Source organism: Clostridia bacterium, from assembly GCA_012841935.1.
GTDB lineage: Bacteria > Bacillota > Peptococcia > DRI-13 > DTU073 > DUTS01.
The window spans coordinates 1-15,463 of record DUTS01000038.1; the positions used below are offsets into that span (position 1 = coordinate 1).

The following is a 15,463-nucleotide window of genomic DNA, read 5'->3' on the forward strand; positions in this document are numbered from 1 at the left end:
ACCTGGATAATAAGTAATTTCCGGAAACCGTGGTGTATAATGAATAAAACCCTCAATGATCCGCCAATCTAGTTTTAGATCTCCGGTAACTTCGAAATTAGGTTGCTCCTCGGGAATAAAAGCAATGTTCCATTCATGGTCATTAAAGCGTTCCATTCTTTGCCAAGCCAATTCCGCGGTTTCCCGCACCATTTCTACCGTATTTTTAATCCCATATTCGGCAAAACAAGCTTTTTGATCAATGTGCACCTTAACAGGTTCACGCTCAATCACCAATTCAGTTTTCTGCTGTTTTACCTCCAATTCACCTCGGGGCTGCTTTATTTCCAAAACAGGAGGAGTCGTCCGCAGGCCAATTTGAGTTGGTATTGTCCGAATTTGCAAGGACACCGCCCCCACCCCCTTTAATTATCGAATGAAATCAACCAATGTAGGCATAATTACCCTAGCCCCTACGGCTAACGAAGCCCGATAAACACTTTCTTGTTCTTTTAACTGCATGATTACCCAGGCCGGATCTACCCCATCGACATCAGCCAATAATTTCTCAAAATTAATTTCTTGTTCTTCTAAACGGGCTTTAGTCATTTCCAAACGGTTAACACTAGCCCCTACTTTAGCCCGACAAGCTAAAACATGTTCAATGGCAGTTTGCAGTTCACCGATTCGTTCAGAACTTAAAGCAGCATAATCATCATTTTCCAGATCAGTGATTACCTGATCTAAAAGTGGCATTAATTCTGCCTCCACAAAAACTTCTTCAGCAGTAAGATTAATTGGTATTTCCACACCTATACCTACTTCATACCTAATACTTTTGGAGTTATGCTGCCAAGTACCATCTGAATAAGCTGAATAAGGTTTTTCAGTGGTATTAGTACCTCCGAAAATATAGCGATCACCATGAGTAGTATTAGCTATTTCGCCCATTTCATCTTTAAGCTGCTTTACCTCTTCGCAAATGGAATTGCGTTCTTCAACATCCAAAGGACCATTAGCCCCCTGTACCGTTAATTCGTAAATCCGCTGTATTACCGAATTTAAAGCACCCAAAGCATCATCTGTAGTATTTAACCAACCTAATGCATCCGCCACATTATCCCGATACTGTGCATTTTCTTTTAAACGAGTTGTTAACCGCAGGCTTTCCACAATCCCGGTAGGATCTATAGAAGGTTTGCTGATACGCCGTCCAGTTTCTAGCTGTAATTGTATTTTTCCCAAAAGACGAATATTACGTGATAAATTATTTTTTAAATTATTAACTAAAACACTATTGGTAATCCGCATTTCTTAACCCCCTATCGTCCTGCCAAACCTAAACGATTAACAACCGTATCCAGCATTTCATCCATGACATTCAGGACCCGGGCCGCAGCACTATAGGCATGCTGAAATCTAATCATATTCACCATTTCTTCGTCTAAAGAAACACCTGATACCGAAGCCCGTCGATTTTGCAGCTGTTCTACTAGTGAAGATCTATTTTCTACCATCTGAAAGGCCTCTTGCCCTTGAATCCCCAATTGACCAATCAAAGATCGATAAAAATCATCAAAAGAAGCTAAACCATCAGTCATAATTAAAGCATGTTTTAACTGAGCAATTCTTAAAGCATTACTGCCATCACCTTGATAAGAAACCATTTCCTCAGCATCTTCATCCCACACGCCCAAACCAGTAGCTAATTTATTCAGATCATCAATAATTTCCTGATTGACTTCTATGTTGCCAGCACTAAAATCTGACTGAATATCTAATTTAACAAAAAGGTCTAATTCAGTACTACCATCCAAACCATAACCCTCTCCGTGTAATTCATTTGTCTTTTCAGCAATGGTCTTGGCTAATTCTGATATCTGCTGATGATATTGCACAATTACTTCATCCCGCATATCCAAATAGCCTTTTAAAATACCGCCATTGGCTCTGAGGGTGCCCTGTGGTGCACCTGTAAAAGGATCACACCATTCCAACTTGGCCTGAGTAGGATCCGAAAAATCATCGGTAAACTTTAGGGTAGCCAATTCAGTACGACTAACTAAAAAACGTCCTCCCACCGTCACATTAACTGCTCCCAAATCATCTTCCACAACATCAATAGCTATATTTTTAGCCAATTGTTCTAAAATTAGATCACGGCGATCCCGCAAATCATTAGCTTTTTTGCCCGAAGCTTCTGCTTTAATAATTTGAGCATTTAAATCCCTAATTTGTCTAGCTTGAGAATTAATTTCATTTACTTTAACTTCTATACTTTTATTTATATCAGCCTGCAAATCGATAAATTGAGCAGCCAAGTGATTAAAAGTATTGGCTAAAGAAATGCCCCTTTGTACTACCGTAGTACGTGCCGCTACCCCTTCTGGATTTTTGGCCAATACTTGCCAGGCTTCCCAAAACTGATCTAATACCGAACGCAAAGCCGTATCAGATGGTTCATTAAATATAACTTCTAATTTATCTAAAATATCGGATTTAACTTCCCATTCACCTAAAGCCTTGTTTTCTGTACGCATTTGAATATCCAAAAACTCATCCCTAATTCTTCTGAATTCACCGATATCCACTCCAGTGCCTACATATCCCTCTAAAACCTTCAAGGCTGAAGAAGCCTGCATAATCACATCCTGGCGAGTATATCCTTCAGTATTGGCATTAGCTACATTATGACCGGTAATATCTAAGGCCCTTTGTTGAGCTGAAAGCCCTTTATAAGCAGTAGTTAAACCCATAAAAGTTGAACGCACTCTTAATCCCCCTCAAACTTTTTTATCCAACAAATTACGCAATTGCTCCATCTTAATTTGCTGTTCAGCATCATAAACCGGCTTTGATTGTTCACTTAATGCCTCAGCGGTAAAATTAACAAACTGTAAAGACTGTTCCAACAGACTCATATTTTCTTCATTTAATTGAGACAATTTTTCTATTAACACCGCAAAATCCGCTTGCAATTCTTTTAATTGCACTTGACAAACCGCGGGTAAAAAAGGTAAAGCTTCCTGCAAAGTTGCGGTTTCATCAAAACCTCCCTTTGCCGCCAACTCTAAAAAACATTCTTGTCTTTGATTTTCCAATTTCCCCAATTGCAAAATTAAGGCCTCCTCTTTTTCAGTTAAAGAGGCCAGCTTTTCTAAATCCCCCGCAATTAAGGCTTGCCGTTTTTGTGAAGATAATTCCTTCAAATTTTGATACCCTAACTTTTGCTCTGTAATCAATTCAATTAATTTCCGGCATGTAGGCTCCATTTTTCTCCCCCTTTAGGCGAAGCACTCCCACCAGATTTTTTCTGCTAATTCCTCTAGATTCACATCATAAGTCCCAGACTGAATAGCCTCACGCAATTCGGCTATTTTTTCCTCTCTGGTTTCCGGCAACTCTTGCAAAGCACTTTTAGCTACATTAAAAAACCTGGCTTCCGAAGAAAGCTTAATTTCATCCTGCTGGGCAGTTTTTTCAATTTTGTCAGATTTTTTTAATTCATTTTGCCGTTTATAAACTTGAGCGACTTCTGGTATAGATTGATTAATAATCCGCATTTTTGCTCACTCCTAAAATAAACTACAATCCTCTTACTTATTATTTCGAAAACAATTGCAATTTTCTTTATCCCCAAATTAAGCGATTTAAGCAAAATAGAGGAGCCTTTCTTTCATTTAAGCCAATTTTCAAGGAACTACAACTCCCCAGCTATTTTCTTTTCTTACGTAAATCAGCTGTATGCATTTTAGCCTTTCCACTATTTCCCAACGCACGGTTCTGCTGTTCTTTATTTTCCTCAATTATTGTTTTTTTCAAGCCCTCAGTCAACTTTTCCCGACAAGCCAAACAGTAGCGTTCCCGCAATACCGGTTTACCACATAATTCACAAGTATAATTACTCTGATGTTCTGCTCCTGCAGAAAGACGCCCTTCCCTTAAAAAACGCAGCACCTTTTCTTCACTAATACCCGTATTTTTACTAACCTCAATAGCAGTAGCCCCCGGATGCTGTGTAATATATTTACGGATTTCCCGAAAGGCCTGCTCATCTTTTTCTTGACATTCCGGACAAAGATTAGTTCTAATAAAATTAAACACCTTACCACATTGCGGACAATTTCTTAAATCCATTTTCAAACCCCCTCTTTTTAATATTCATCAAAGTAAAACCAATTTTTTGTCTTCTCCCCTAAAATTTTAAGATTATAACCACCAGCCCAAGTTATAGCCCGTACATCTTTAACCCCATATTGTCGTAAAACACGTGCACAGCTTAATAAAGTGGCACCAGTTGTTAAAACATCATCTACTAGCAAAATGTTACCATTTTTAATTTTTCTAGTCGGCGAATATTGAAAAGCACCAGTAATATTTTTAAGTCGTTCCCGACGATTTAAACTAGATTGAGGTGCTTGAAAATGTTTTCTAGTTAAAACAGTCCATAAAGGTTTACCAAGCTCCTCTGCTATTACTTCCGCCAAAAGTAAACTTTGATTAAAACCGCGTTCTTTTTCCCGACTTTCACTAAGGGGTACGGGAACTACCCCTGCAATTTTTTCTACCAATCCCAATCTCCTCAACCGACTGGCCATTAAAAAACCTAATGGTTCGGCTAATGTCTGCTGACCATTGAATTTAAAATTCAATATCAAATCCCTAAAAATACCTTCATAAGGAACAACTGTACTTACTTTTAAAGATTCAGACCAACTACCACATGTCGGACAAGAAGCACCTCCGGTAAAAAAACCGCAATGAGGACACGTTTGAATAGTTTCACTAATTTCCAAAATCTTTTGGGCACATTCAAAACACAATTGTAAAGATTGCATATTCTTGTTTTCACGCTGACATATACAGCAGAATTTAGTTTCGGGAAATAAAAGATTGAGAATGGCCTCCCCCCATTTACTCAAAACTTATCCCTCCAAACTACACCTTTAATCGATATTCGACATCCAAGAACACCTTACCTGCTATTTACCAGTTTAATTTTACAAATCATTTAAAAACGAGAATATCCTTCAAAAAGATAAAAAAACCCGGGTAACATTTACCCGGGTTTTTTAATACCTATATTTCGGCCAATTGTTCATACAGATGATCGTTCAGTACTTTAATATATGTACCTTTCATACCCAAGGAACGAGCATCAATTACACCCGCACTTTCCAATTTACGTAAGGCATTCACGATTACGGAACGGGTCAACTTATATTCTTCAGCTAACCTACTGGCCACTAAAAACCCTTCCGAACCTTCAATTTCGTTAAAAATATATTTAACGGCCTCCAATTCCGAATAAGAAAGCACCTCTAAAGCCAACTGTACCACTGTCTTTTTACGAGCTTCATTTTCCAAACGTTCATTAACTTTACGCAAGATTTGCATTCCAGCCACACTAGCTCCATATTCCGCCAAAATTATTTCCGCCGCCGTATAAGGCTTACCTTCCCGAGCATAAATCACCGTACCCATTCTTTCGCGGTTGCCAATTACCGGGGTTAAAATACAGTAAAAATTGGTTCCCTGAGGGACAAAGTTTACCTCAGTATGTGTAAAACCAAATAACCACTGTTGATTATTTTCCGAAAAATAGCCTCTAGCTAATTCTTCTTCCGGAAAAATGCCCCCTCGAAAAGTAACTAATTCCTCTTTCCCCAACAAATTACCATCCCGATCAACAATATAAACACTAGCTGCCAACAAACGAGATACCTCTTCTACAATGGTCCCATAACTTAACACCTGTTCAGCCGACTTTTGTAATAATTGATGTAGGGTTCTTGTTTTTTCTAACAACAACTGCATTTCCATACTTTATTCCTCCTTCATAAAATTTAAGGTTGTTGTTAGTAGTATTTCCACCATTTAGTAATTTATACTTTTTCAGCAAAATTAATTAGCAATTCGGCACTTAAATTTAAGTACCGAATTGCTAAACATTAAATCGGATAAACTTTACCACCTAATTTAGCTTCATTTTCTTTAGCTAAATTTAAATCTACTCCACATTTACCTGCATAACGTTCTTCTAAAAAAGTCTTGGCAACTTGTGGGAAAATAGCGTAGGAAATAATGTCTTCTTCTTTTTGTAAATAAGGTCCAATTTCCTGACGTGCTTTTTCCAATTGTGGTTCAAGATTATCTGCCGGCCGACAAGTTATAGGAGGTTCATCTCCAATAATCTCACGCCGCAAATCTTCATTCACCGGTACAGGTGTAGCTCCATAAAGCCCGCGTAAATAATTTTTCACCTGATTAGTCACCCTTTGGTAGCGCTTACCTGTTAAAACATTAAGTACAGCTTGGGTTCCTACTATTTGACTGGTAGGAGTAACCAAAGGTGGATAACCTAAATCTTCACGAACCCGTGGTACCTCAGCCAATACTTCTGGTAATTTATGCAGAGCATTTTGCTGCTGTAGTTGTGATATAAAGTTAGATAACATTCCCCCCGGCACTTGATATAAGAGCACATTAGTATCAATACCAGCTTTAAAAACATCATAATCCTGATATTTCTCACGAACCTCTTTAAAATAGTCCGCTATTTCCGCCAAAAGTTTCAAATTTAAACCAGTATCATAAGGTGTATCAGCTAAAGTAGCTACCATAGCCTCTGTAGCTGGCTGTGATGTACCCAATGCCATTGATGAAATTGCAGTATCCATTATTTCCGCCCCAGCTTCCACAGCTTTCAAATACATCATAGCCGCCATACCACTAGTATAATGAGTATGCATTTGTACAGGTAAATCATAATTCTTTTTTATTTCCTTGACTAATTCATAAGCCGCATAAGGTTTTAAAATACCAGCCATATCCTTAATACACAATGAATCAGCCCCTGCATCACGATATTGACCCACTAAATTTAAGTAATAGTCTAAATCATGGACTGGACTAATTGTGTATGAAATGGCTGCTTGCACATGTGCCCCTTCCTTTTTAGCCACCTCCATAGCTTTGGCTAAATTACGAACATCATTTAAAGCATCAAAAATCCGGAAGATGTCCATACCATGGGCTACCGCCTTTTTAACAAACTCTTCGACCACATCATCAGCATAATGCTGATAACCCACCAAGTTTTGTCCCCGTAAAAGCATTTGCAGCTTTGTCTTTTTTAAAGCCTGTCTAATTTTAGCCAACCTCTCCCAGGGATCTTCATTTAAAAAACGCATACAAGTATCAAAAGTAGCTCCTCCCCAAACCTCCATAGAGTAAAACCCCACTGCGTCCATTTTTTCAGCTATGGGGAGCATATCTTCAATACGCATTCGAGTCGCTAATAAAGATTGATGGCTATCACGCCAAGTAGTATCTGTAATCGCAATTGTTCTTTTTTCCATGACTAACACCTCCATCCTTATATCACTTAATTTTGCCATATTTACAGTAATAAATCTAGTTCAAAATACCGATATCAATATAAAAAGTAAATTTTTTTAAATGAGGACTCATTTTACAACTTCCGAAACCTTTGCCGCTTTCCTACCTCTTCGTTGAAAACGATTACTTAAATTATCAAAAACAATATACATGCAGGGAATTAATACCAAAGTAATTAAAGTAGAAACAATTAAACCTCCGGCTACCGCTGTGGCCATAGGTGCGGAAAACTCCGCTCCTTCTCCCAACCCGATGGTCAAAGGCAGTAAGGCTAAAACAGTAGTCAAAGTAGTCATTAAAATAGGCCGTAAACGAGTAGGACCTGCCTGCAAAATTGCCGCCTCGCGTTCCAAACCATCTCTAAATCTTAAAGTATTAATATAATCCACCAAAACAATGGCATTATTCACCACTATCCCGGCTAACATGATTACACCAATAAAAGTAGGAATACTAAAGGTACGTTTAGTTAAAAGCAAAGCCCCCACTACCCCAATTAAGGTTGGTGGGATAGAAAACATAATAATGAAAGGTGCCAATAAACCTTCAAACTGGGCAGCTAAAATCATGTATACCAAGACTATCGCTAAAATTAAAGCTAAACTTAAATCAGTAAAGGCTTCTACCATTTCCTGATGAGCCCCACCAAATTCAAGCTGTACCCCAGCAGGGATCAGTAAATCATCTAGAGACTTTTGAATATCAACCATCACACTTTGTAAATCTCGTTCAAAAATATCACCACTAATGGTTAAATGTCTAGTTTGATTTTTCCGCCTAATTTCGGTAGGTCCCTTTGCTAATTCAATCTCTACTAAATCACCCAAATGAACTAGTGAACCATTAGGTGCAGCTAACATTAAAGATTCCAAAGCACTAATACTACTACAATATTTTTCCTCGATCTTTAACCTTACATCTATTTCTTCACCTTTTTCTCGGTAACGAGTAGCTGGTGTCCCACTTAAAGCTGTAGATAAAAGTGAGGCCACTTGCTGAGTACCAATTCCATATTCCTCGGCTTTTTCTTTTTTTAATTTAAAATGCAATTCCGGACGAGCATCATCAATACTGGTTTTCACTTCTCTAGTACCAGGTACCTCTTTAACCCGAGCAGCCACTGTATTAGCAAAAGCTTGCAATACATCCAAATCATCACCACTAATACCGATTTCCAAAGGTGTCTGTAAACCGCCCATGGCCGTATCAAAAGAACTAACCTCAATCTTAGCCCCAGGAATCTGGGCACAGTTTTTTCTTAATTCATCTAATACTTCATCAATCGAACGGGTACGTTCATTTTTACGTACCAATTTACCGCTAATCGAAGCTTTTTCCGGTGTCGCTCCACCACCAAGAGTACTTCCTCCTACCCCAATAGCATAAAGAGCCCATTCATGTTCAGGTAAAGCTTCGATATAACTAGCTACCTGTTTGGTTATCCGTTCAGTTTCGGTAACTGAAGTACCATTAGGCAAACTAATATTTACCAGATAATCCCCACTATCTGATTGCGGCAAAAACTCCATACCTACCCGCGGAAATAAAGCCAAACTAATTATAAAAAGCACAAAAGTGGTAAAAATAACGGTTTTACGGTGTTTAATCGCCCAACCTAATAAACGGCGATAAACCTCATTAAAAAAGATAAAAACACTATCCCAAGTCTTCAATAATTTATGTTTTACACCACTTTGAGAAGTAGAGTTTTTCACCCGCAAAAACTTGGAAGATAATGTGGGCACCAAAGTTAAAGCTACCACCAAAGAAGCCAATAAGGCAAAGGAAACCGTCAAAGCCATAGGTCGAAAAATCTGAGAAGCCAAGCCCTCTACATATACCAAAGGTAAAAAAACAACAATTGTAGTAAAGGTGGAGGCCGTAACAGCCAAAGCAACCTCATCAGCCCCCTCACGGGCTGCCTCGATCAAAGTGTAACCATTTTGTCGATAACGATAAATATTTTCCAGGATAACAATCGCACAATCAACCATCATCCCCACACCTAAAGCCAAACCACCCAATGTAATAATATTTAAAGTTAAACCACCGAAAAACATTAAAATAAAAGTAGCGATAATGGCTATGGGAATCGCCACACCAATAATTAAGGTACTGCGAAAATTATGAAGGAATAAAAAAAGAATTAAAATCGCCAATCCCGCACCCAAATACGCATTATCTTTAACCTGATCCAAAGCCAAATTAATATATTCTGCTTGATCAAAACCAATAATCAAGGTCATGCCTGCTGGCATTTCCTTTTTGAAATCTGCCAAAACTTGCTCCACAGCACTCGATACTTTTACTGTATTGGCATCTGTCTGTTTTTGTATAGCTACCTGTACACTAGGCTGTCCATTCATATAAACAAATTCCCGATCATCTTTTAAAGTATCTTCTACCTTTGCTATTTCCGCTAAACGAATACGGCCACCAGTAGGTAATGGTAAAAAAACATTCTCTATTTCTTCTATACTTTTAAATTCGCCAATCACCCTGACCATTTGTTCTCGAGAGCCTTCTTCAACAACACCTGCCGATAAATCTCTGTTTTCCATGGCTAATTGACCCACAATCTGTTCAAGGGAAAGACCATAAGCCAATAAACGCTGGGGAGCTACCGAAATCAAAACTTCTCTTTTCACTCCCCCAGAAATGGTAACAGAGGCTACTCCCTCTACCCTTTCCAAACGCGGTTTTAAAACATCATTAGCCAATTTATCCAGTTCCACTAATTGTTTTTCCCCACTTAGCCCTAAAACCATAATAGGCATCATATTGGGGTCTAATTTTAAAATCATGGTTTTGTCTACACCACTAGGCAAAAAACCACTTACCAAATCTATTTTTTCCCGCATTTGGTTTAAGGCATAATTCATGTCAGTACCCCAACTAAATTCCAATAAAACCATCGAACTACCACGCTGAGATACCGAACTAATATTTTTAATCCCACCTACTGTACCCAAAACATTTTCCAAAGGTCGAGTAACCAATTCCTCAATTTCCTCTGGTCCGACATTTTCATAACCAGTCATAGCTAAAGCCAGGGGCAATTCCAATTCCGGAAATAAATCTAAATTTAATTTCTGCATAGAAACCATGCCTAAAATAACAATAAATAAAAAGAGCATGATAACTGTAATCGGACGTTTAACAGCAAAACGAGAAAGCTTCATGAGGTTTCACCCCTCATTAAAGGTGTCACCACTGTACCTTCCCGCACCCCATATTGTCCTTCCACAATCAGGAGATCTCCTACTTGCAATCCTTCCACTACTTCTACTAAACCTTCATGAGCAAGGCCCAATTTTACTTCACACTGTCTTACCAAATCATTTTCTACCACAAAAACTACTTCTTGCTGTTCATATTCCACTACCGCAGCTTGTGGAATAACAATCACTTCATCGCGATCCTCCACCACCAATTGCACTTCCCCATACATACCATCTTTCAATAAGCCTTGTGTATTAGGTAAGGTAACTTTTACCGGGTAAGCCTTTGTACGCGGGTCAACCTGAAAGGGAATCTGACTAACTGTCCCTGTAAACCTTTTCTCTCCCGCGGCCGGCACACTAACTTTTAATGTTTGCCCTTTACTTAAACGATTAATTAAACTTTCACTCACCTGAATTTCCAATTCCAAACTAGCTAAATCAAGCAATACCATCAAAGGAGTATTTCCAGCTAATTGTCCTTCTTTAGCTTCCACAGCAGCCACTACCCCATTAATGGGACTTAAAAGCTGACAATTTTCTTTTTGAATCCGTAAATTCTCTAATGCCGTTTCCGCCTGCTCCAATTGAAATTTAGAAATAGCCCCCAATTCATATAATTCCTGATTTCTTTTTAAAGCCAATTCAGCTTGTTTTAATTGTAAATCAAATTCTCTTGAATCAAAGGTAATCAAAGGTGTACCCTGCCAAACATAATCACCAACTTCGGCCAAAACTTCTTTAATTTCAAAGATAGGATTCTTGGCCACCAGATATACTTCTTCCCGGGCCTTTAACAACCCCCCCAAAGGAATCTCTTTAGTTAAAGAACCCAATTGTATCTTTTCTACACTAACCGGTATTTGCGAAATTACCGGGTCATCTGCCTCATTTATTTCACTAGAACCTAAACAACCTGTAAAAACTAAACTACAAAATAAAAAAATTAATAAAATTCGTCTTTTAAACATTTTTTCCTCCTCCAAATATTACCTTTACCCTATATCATAAAGTTTATTTTTCCCAATCAAGATTACTTAAGTTTTTATGTTGCAATATTATACGAATTATAAATATAATTATAAGCAAGTGAAAACAACTAAAAACGGAGGCCTAAAACTTATGAAAAAAGGGGAATTCCTAATCTGTTTTGGTTTTCTAATTTTACTTTCAGTTGGCTACTTTTACTTAAGTGTAGTGTATGTAGATTTTTTTAAATTTAGTGTTTCACCTGTAAAAAGCTACTTAAAAACCGGCAGTATAGTTTACTTTATTTTCGCCTCTCTAATTTTTTTCACTGGGATGCTGCTTCTTCTAGAAAGAAGGGACCCCTCTAAAACCTTAGCCTGGCTCTTAATTCTTATCTTTTTACCTTTAGTAGGTTTTATTCTTTATCTCATTTTTGGCCGTCATCCCCGCAAACAAAGAATTACCCACCGCAAAAGAGTACAAGACCCACAACTTTATCCCTTAGATTATTCTTCATATCATAGTTTAGCACCTAACAATCCCGCAATTCAAGAAAAAGCACGTTTAATTGCATTAATTTATAACAATGCCGATTTTCCTCCTACAGCCAGAAATAAAACAAAAGTATTGACTGATGGTCAAGAAATTTTCCCCGCATTTCTAGCAGCACTAGAAAAAGCAGAAAAACACATTCATTTAGAAACTTATATTCTTAGAGATGATCAAATAGGCACACAAATTGCCGATTTACTTTGCCAAAAAGCCCGCTGCGGTGTACAAGTACGTTTAATTTATGATGGTCTTGGTTCCCGTCATCTTAGTAAAGCTTATCTACAAAAACTGCGTTCAGCCGGAGTACAAATCGCCGTTTTCTTTCCAGTAAAACTACCGTTTTTACACCGCAAAATTAATTATCGCAACCACCGCAAAATCTTGATTATTGATGGTAAAATAGGTTTTGTAGGTGGTGCTAATATCGGTGATGAATATTTAGGTCAAAATTTGGAAATTGGTTTTTGGCGTGATACTCATCTATATATCGAAGGAGATGCCGTCCATTTTCTGCAGCGCATTTTCCTACAAGATTGGCATTTTATTACCCAGGAATATTTAAATCTTGAATCACATAAACTTTTCCCACCCACAACCACCCAAACCAAGCATTTAGTACAAATTACAGCTAGTGGACCAGATAGTCAGTGGGAAGCCATTATGCAAGTTTATTATTATACCATTGCCACTGCTCAAAAATCCGTCTATATTACTTCTCCTTATTTCATTCCCAATGAAAGTATTCTTACTGCTTTAAAAACCGCAGCACTTAGTGGTGTAGATGTAAAACTAATCTTACCTGCCAAACCTGATCATAAAATAGTATACTGGGCAGCTATGTCCTATTTAGGCCAACTATTAGCTAGTGGTGTAAAAATCTATTTTTATCAAAAAGGCTTTATTCATGCTAAAACCCTTACCGTTGATAGCCTAGTTAGCTCAATTGGTTCAGCCAACATGGATCAGCGCAGTTTCAGCCTTAATTTTGAAGTCAATGCTTTCATTTATGAAAAGGAAATAGCTCAGCAATTAGAGAAGGACTTTCAAGAGGATTTACGCAGCTCCCAACAACTTACCTTACAAGATTTCCGCCAGCGTTCCCTAGGTCATCATTTACTAGAATCCATAGCCCGCCTCTTTTCACCCTTACTTTAAAAAAAGATGCTTCATCTAAAAAATGAAGCATCTTTTTTTATTCCTTCACTTTAACTACCCGCTGATTAATCCAGCCAATGGTACCATCAGAAAGCTTTACATTATACCATTCACCTTCAACCTTTTGCACAATCATCTCTAAATCAGCGGTAACCTCTTTTAAAACATCTGCTTCTAAAGTAGGGGCACTGCGTAAATTTGCATAATTTTGCGTGCTGATACTTAAAGTTTTTCCAATCATAGAATCTGCTGGTAATTGTGGTGTTGGGGCAGGTTCTTCTTTTTTGGGCTCCTCCTTAGGTACTGGTGTTGGTTCTGGTTTAACTGTAGGAGTAGTTATTACTCTATTCTGCAATTCATTCAACGTATTTTGCAAGGTTTGGGCTTGTACAGAAAGTTCAGCAACTGTTTTTTCCAAATCGGTAACTCTTTCCTGAATAGCCTTATCAGCATAACTTTTAGTAACTAAAGGATCATCGGCAGATCCCGGGGCAGGTGAATCGGCAACTACAGCCTTCCCCAACCAAAAGCCTACTAATACCGATATAATTGCCCCCAAAATAATAAACCCTCGCAATCTCATCTCCACACCTCTTTTTCACACTTATTATTTTGTATAAGGTTGATAAACCTTTTTTTCCTGTGTTTGACTTGCTTCCTTTTTTCGGGCTTGTAAAAGACCCAGCTTTTCCACTCCAATACACAAACCTAGAATTAAAGCTACCATAATTAACATTCCTTGAGCAGTAGTCACTAGAGCCATAATAATAGCAGTAAGACTTAAAACCACACTTACCCCATACATAGCCAATACTGTATGTTCATGTGATAAACCCAAACTTAATAAACGGTGGTGTAAATGTTCTTTATCAGCACTAAAAATAGGTTTACCACCAAAGTAACGCCGCACAATGGCATAAAGGGTATCTAAAATTGGCACACCTAAAACTACCACCGGCAAAAACAAAGAAATTATGGTGGCACTTTTGGTTAAACCGATAATTGCCAAAATGGAAAGATTAAAACCTAAAAATAGTGAACCTGTATCACCCATAAAAATTTGAGCAGGATGAAAATTATATTTTAGAAAACCAAAAATACTAGCTGCTAAAATAAAAGCCAGCATGGCTGCCTGTGGTGAAGTTTCCCAATAAGCAATAATCCCCAAAGTCAAGGCAGCAATTGCAGAAACTCCGGCAGCTAGACCATCTAACCCATCAATTAAATTAACGGCATTGGTAATACCAATAATCCACAATAAGGTTAAGGGATAACTCCAATAACCTAAAGAAATAATACCTTTAAAGGGATGAGTAATAAATTCAACACGTATACCGGCAAAAATAACCAAAAGGGCAGCCACAATCTGCACCACCAATTTTTGCCGGGGAGTTACACCCTTTAAATCATCAATAATGCCCACTAAAGTGATTAAAAGCCCACCACCTAAAAGGGCATAAAGCCCCGGATTCATTTCCATGGTTAAGAAAATGGTCAACCAAAACCCCAAACAAATGGCTAAACCACCTAGACGCGGCATGGGATAATAATGAATTTTTCTCTGAGAAGGCTGATCCAAAGCCTTAATTTTATAAGCCAATTTTTTAACCCATGGAGTTCCCAGAAAGACTAAGCCAAAAGCTAATAATAAGGGTCCGAAAATCCCTTTAGGCACTATTTTACCCCCTCTTCCCACCGACATTTTCTCGACACTAAATTATAACACGTTTACAAGGTTTTGTCTATTTTTCTAAAGCAAAGGTCAATTCAGCTTCAGCGGCCATTTCCCCTGCCACTAAGGCCACAGCCTTACATTTACCTACCAAACCCCGCATTCTAATTACCTCAATTTCCATCCGCAACTGATCCCCAGGCACAACTTGCCGCCGAAAACGACAATTATCAATACGAGCAAAATAAACAATTTTCCCCCTATTTTCCGGTTTAGCTAAAACCATTACTGCACCAGTTTGTGCTAAAGCTTCTATAATTAAAACCCCCGGCATAACCGCCTTTTCAGGAAAATGTCCCTGAAAGAAAGGTTCGTTTCCGGTTACGTTTTTTAAACCCACAATGCGTTGCCCCTCTTCTAACTCAATAATTCGATCAACTAATAAAAAGGGATAACGATGTGGTAAAATTGCTTTTATTTCTTCATAACCAATCATTTTCTACTCACCTCTCAT

General features: G+C 38.1%; 15 protein-coding genes. 1 reads left to right on the forward strand and 14 read right to left on the reverse strand.

All coding sequences use genetic code 11. From position 1 onward, the window contains the following. The 11 genes from GX687_02195 to GX687_02245 all read right to left on the reverse strand — a co-directional run. A partial coding sequence (locus GX687_02195; GenBank protein HHX96261.1) for a hypothetical protein occupies nucleotides 1-390 on the reverse strand: 390 nt, incomplete at its 3' end. 18 nt (nucleotides 391-408) lie between these two features. Next, complete coding sequence (gene flgL, locus GX687_02200) at nucleotides 409-1,290, reverse strand: flagellar hook-associated protein FlgL (GenBank protein ID HHX96262.1); 882 nt, start codon at nucleotides 1,288-1,290, stop codon at nucleotides 409-411. Nucleotides 1,291-1,301: 11 nt separating this feature from the next. Further along, nucleotides 1,302-2,750 carry a flagellar hook-associated protein FlgK gene (gene flgK, locus GX687_02205; GenBank protein ID HHX96263.1) on the reverse strand — a complete coding sequence of 483 codons (1,449 nt, stop codon included), beginning with the start codon at nucleotides 2,748-2,750 and terminating at the stop codon, nucleotides 1,302-1,304. 12 nt (nucleotides 2,751-2,762) lie between these two features. Further along, nucleotides 2,763-3,251: a flagellar protein FlgN gene (locus GX687_02210; protein HHX96264.1), complete on the reverse strand. Its 489-nt coding sequence runs from the start codon at nucleotides 3,249-3,251 to the stop codon at nucleotides 2,763-2,765. 12 nt (nucleotides 3,252-3,263) lie between these two features. Then, nucleotides 3,264-3,542: a flagellar biosynthesis anti-sigma factor FlgM gene (gene flgM / locus GX687_02215; GenBank protein HHX96265.1), complete on the reverse strand. Its 279-nt coding sequence runs from the start codon at nucleotides 3,540-3,542 to the stop codon at nucleotides 3,264-3,266. 151 nt (nucleotides 3,543-3,693) lie between these two features. Beyond that, nucleotides 3,694-4,116 (reverse strand): MerR family transcriptional regulator, encoded by a 423-nt coding sequence (locus GX687_02220; protein HHX96266.1) that lies wholly within the window; start codon nucleotides 4,114-4,116, stop codon nucleotides 3,694-3,696. A gap of 17 nt (nucleotides 4,117-4,133) precedes the next feature. Then, nucleotides 4,134-4,901, reverse strand: coding sequence for a ComF family protein (locus GX687_02225; GenBank protein ID HHX96267.1), 768 nt, complete (start codon nucleotides 4,899-4,901; stop codon nucleotides 4,134-4,136). Nucleotides 4,902-5,058: 157 nt separating this feature from the next. Next, nucleotides 5,059-5,796: a GTP-sensing pleiotropic transcriptional regulator CodY gene (codY, locus tag GX687_02230; protein HHX96268.1), complete on the reverse strand. Its 738-nt coding sequence runs from the start codon at nucleotides 5,794-5,796 to the stop codon at nucleotides 5,059-5,061. Between the two features lie 134 nt (nucleotides 5,797-5,930). Further along, a complete protein-coding gene (locus GX687_02235) occupies nucleotides 5,931-7,340 on the reverse strand; it encodes an oxaloacetate decarboxylase subunit alpha (protein ID HHX96269.1) in 1,410 nt (469 codons plus the stop codon). Between the two features lie 108 nt (nucleotides 7,341-7,448). Beyond that, nucleotides 7,449-10,562 carry an efflux RND transporter permease subunit gene (locus GX687_02240; protein ID HHX96270.1) on the reverse strand — a complete coding sequence of 1,038 codons (3,114 nt, stop codon included), beginning with the start codon at nucleotides 10,560-10,562 and terminating at the stop codon, nucleotides 7,449-7,451. Continuing rightward, complete coding sequence (locus GX687_02245) at nucleotides 10,559-11,572, reverse strand: efflux RND transporter periplasmic adaptor subunit (protein ID HHX96271.1); 1,014 nt, start codon at nucleotides 11,570-11,572, stop codon at nucleotides 10,559-10,561. Before GX687_02245 ends, GX687_02240 begins: the two co-directional genes overlap by 4 nt. 151 nt (nucleotides 11,573-11,723) lie before the next feature. Here GX687_02245 and cls point away from each other — a divergent pair, with 151 nt between their 5' ends. After that, nucleotides 11,724-13,277 (forward strand): cardiolipin synthase, encoded by a 1,554-nt coding sequence (gene cls, locus GX687_02250; GenBank protein ID HHX96272.1) that lies wholly within the window; start codon nucleotides 11,724-11,726, stop codon nucleotides 13,275-13,277. A gap of 37 nt (nucleotides 13,278-13,314) precedes the next feature. On the opposite strand, the gene GX687_02255 is transcribed toward cls, so the two are convergent. Genes GX687_02255 through fabZ form a run of 3 tightly spaced genes read right to left on the reverse strand, consistent with a single transcriptional unit; the run spans nucleotide 13,315 to nucleotide 15,445 of the window. After that, a complete protein-coding gene (locus tag GX687_02255; GenBank protein ID HHX96273.1) occupies nucleotides 13,315-13,860 on the reverse strand; it encodes an SH3 domain-containing protein in 546 nt (181 codons plus the stop codon). Between the two features lie 24 nt (nucleotides 13,861-13,884). Continuing rightward, on the reverse strand, nucleotides 13,885-14,979 hold the full coding sequence (locus tag GX687_02260) for an undecaprenyl/decaprenyl-phosphate alpha-N-acetylglucosaminyl 1-phosphate transferase (protein HHX96274.1): 1,095 nt from the start codon (nucleotides 14,977-14,979) through the stop codon (nucleotides 13,885-13,887). A 40-nt stretch (nucleotides 14,980-15,019) separates the two neighbouring features. Further along, on the reverse strand, nucleotides 15,020-15,445 hold the full coding sequence (gene fabZ / locus GX687_02265) for a 3-hydroxyacyl-ACP dehydratase FabZ (protein ID HHX96275.1): 426 nt from the start codon (nucleotides 15,443-15,445) through the stop codon (nucleotides 15,020-15,022). Between the last annotated feature and the right edge of the window lie 18 nt (nucleotides 15,446-15,463).

Bases quoted from the DNA above. Each gene is read 5' to 3' on its own strand.
- flgL (HHX96262.1), bottom strand. From the start codon at position 1,290: ATGCGGATTACCAATAGTGTTTTAGTTAATAATTTAAAAAATAATTTA.
- GX687_02210 (HHX96264.1), bottom strand. From the start codon at position 3,251: ATGGAGCCTACATGCCGGAAATTAATTGAATTGATTACAGAGCAAAAG.
- flgM (HHX96265.1), bottom strand. From the start codon at position 3,542: ATGCGGATTATTAATCAATCTATACCAGAAGTCGCTCAAGTTTATAAA.
- GX687_02220 (HHX96266.1), bottom strand. From the start codon at position 4,116: ATGGATTTAAGAAATTGTCCGCAATGTGGTAAGGTGTTTAATTTTATT.
- codY (HHX96268.1), bottom strand. From the start codon at position 5,796: ATGCAGTTGTTGTTAGAAAAAACAAGAACCCTACATCAATTATTACAA.
- GX687_02235 (HHX96269.1), bottom strand. From the start codon at position 7,340: ATGGAAAAAAGAACAATTGCGATTACAGATACTACTTGGCGTGATAGC.
- GX687_02240 (HHX96270.1), bottom strand. From the start codon at position 10,562: ATGAAGCTTTCTCGTTTTGCTGTTAAACGTCCGATTACAGTTATCATG.
- GX687_02245 (HHX96271.1), bottom strand. From the start codon at position 11,572: ATGTTTAAAAGACGAATTTTATTAATTTTTTTATTTTGTAGTTTAGTT.
- cls (HHX96272.1), top strand. From the start codon at position 11,724: ATGAAAAAAGGGGAATTCCTAATCTGTTTTGGTTTTCTAATTTTACTT.
- GX687_02255 (HHX96273.1), bottom strand. From the start codon at position 13,860: ATGAGATTGCGAGGGTTTATTATTTTGGGGGCAATTATATCGGTATTA.
- GX687_02260 (HHX96274.1), bottom strand. From the start codon at position 14,979: ATGTCGGTGGGAAGAGGGGGTAAAATAGTGCCTAAAGGGATTTTCGGA.
- fabZ (HHX96275.1), bottom strand. From the start codon at position 15,445: ATGATTGGTTATGAAGAAATAAAAGCAATTTTACCACATCGTTATCCC.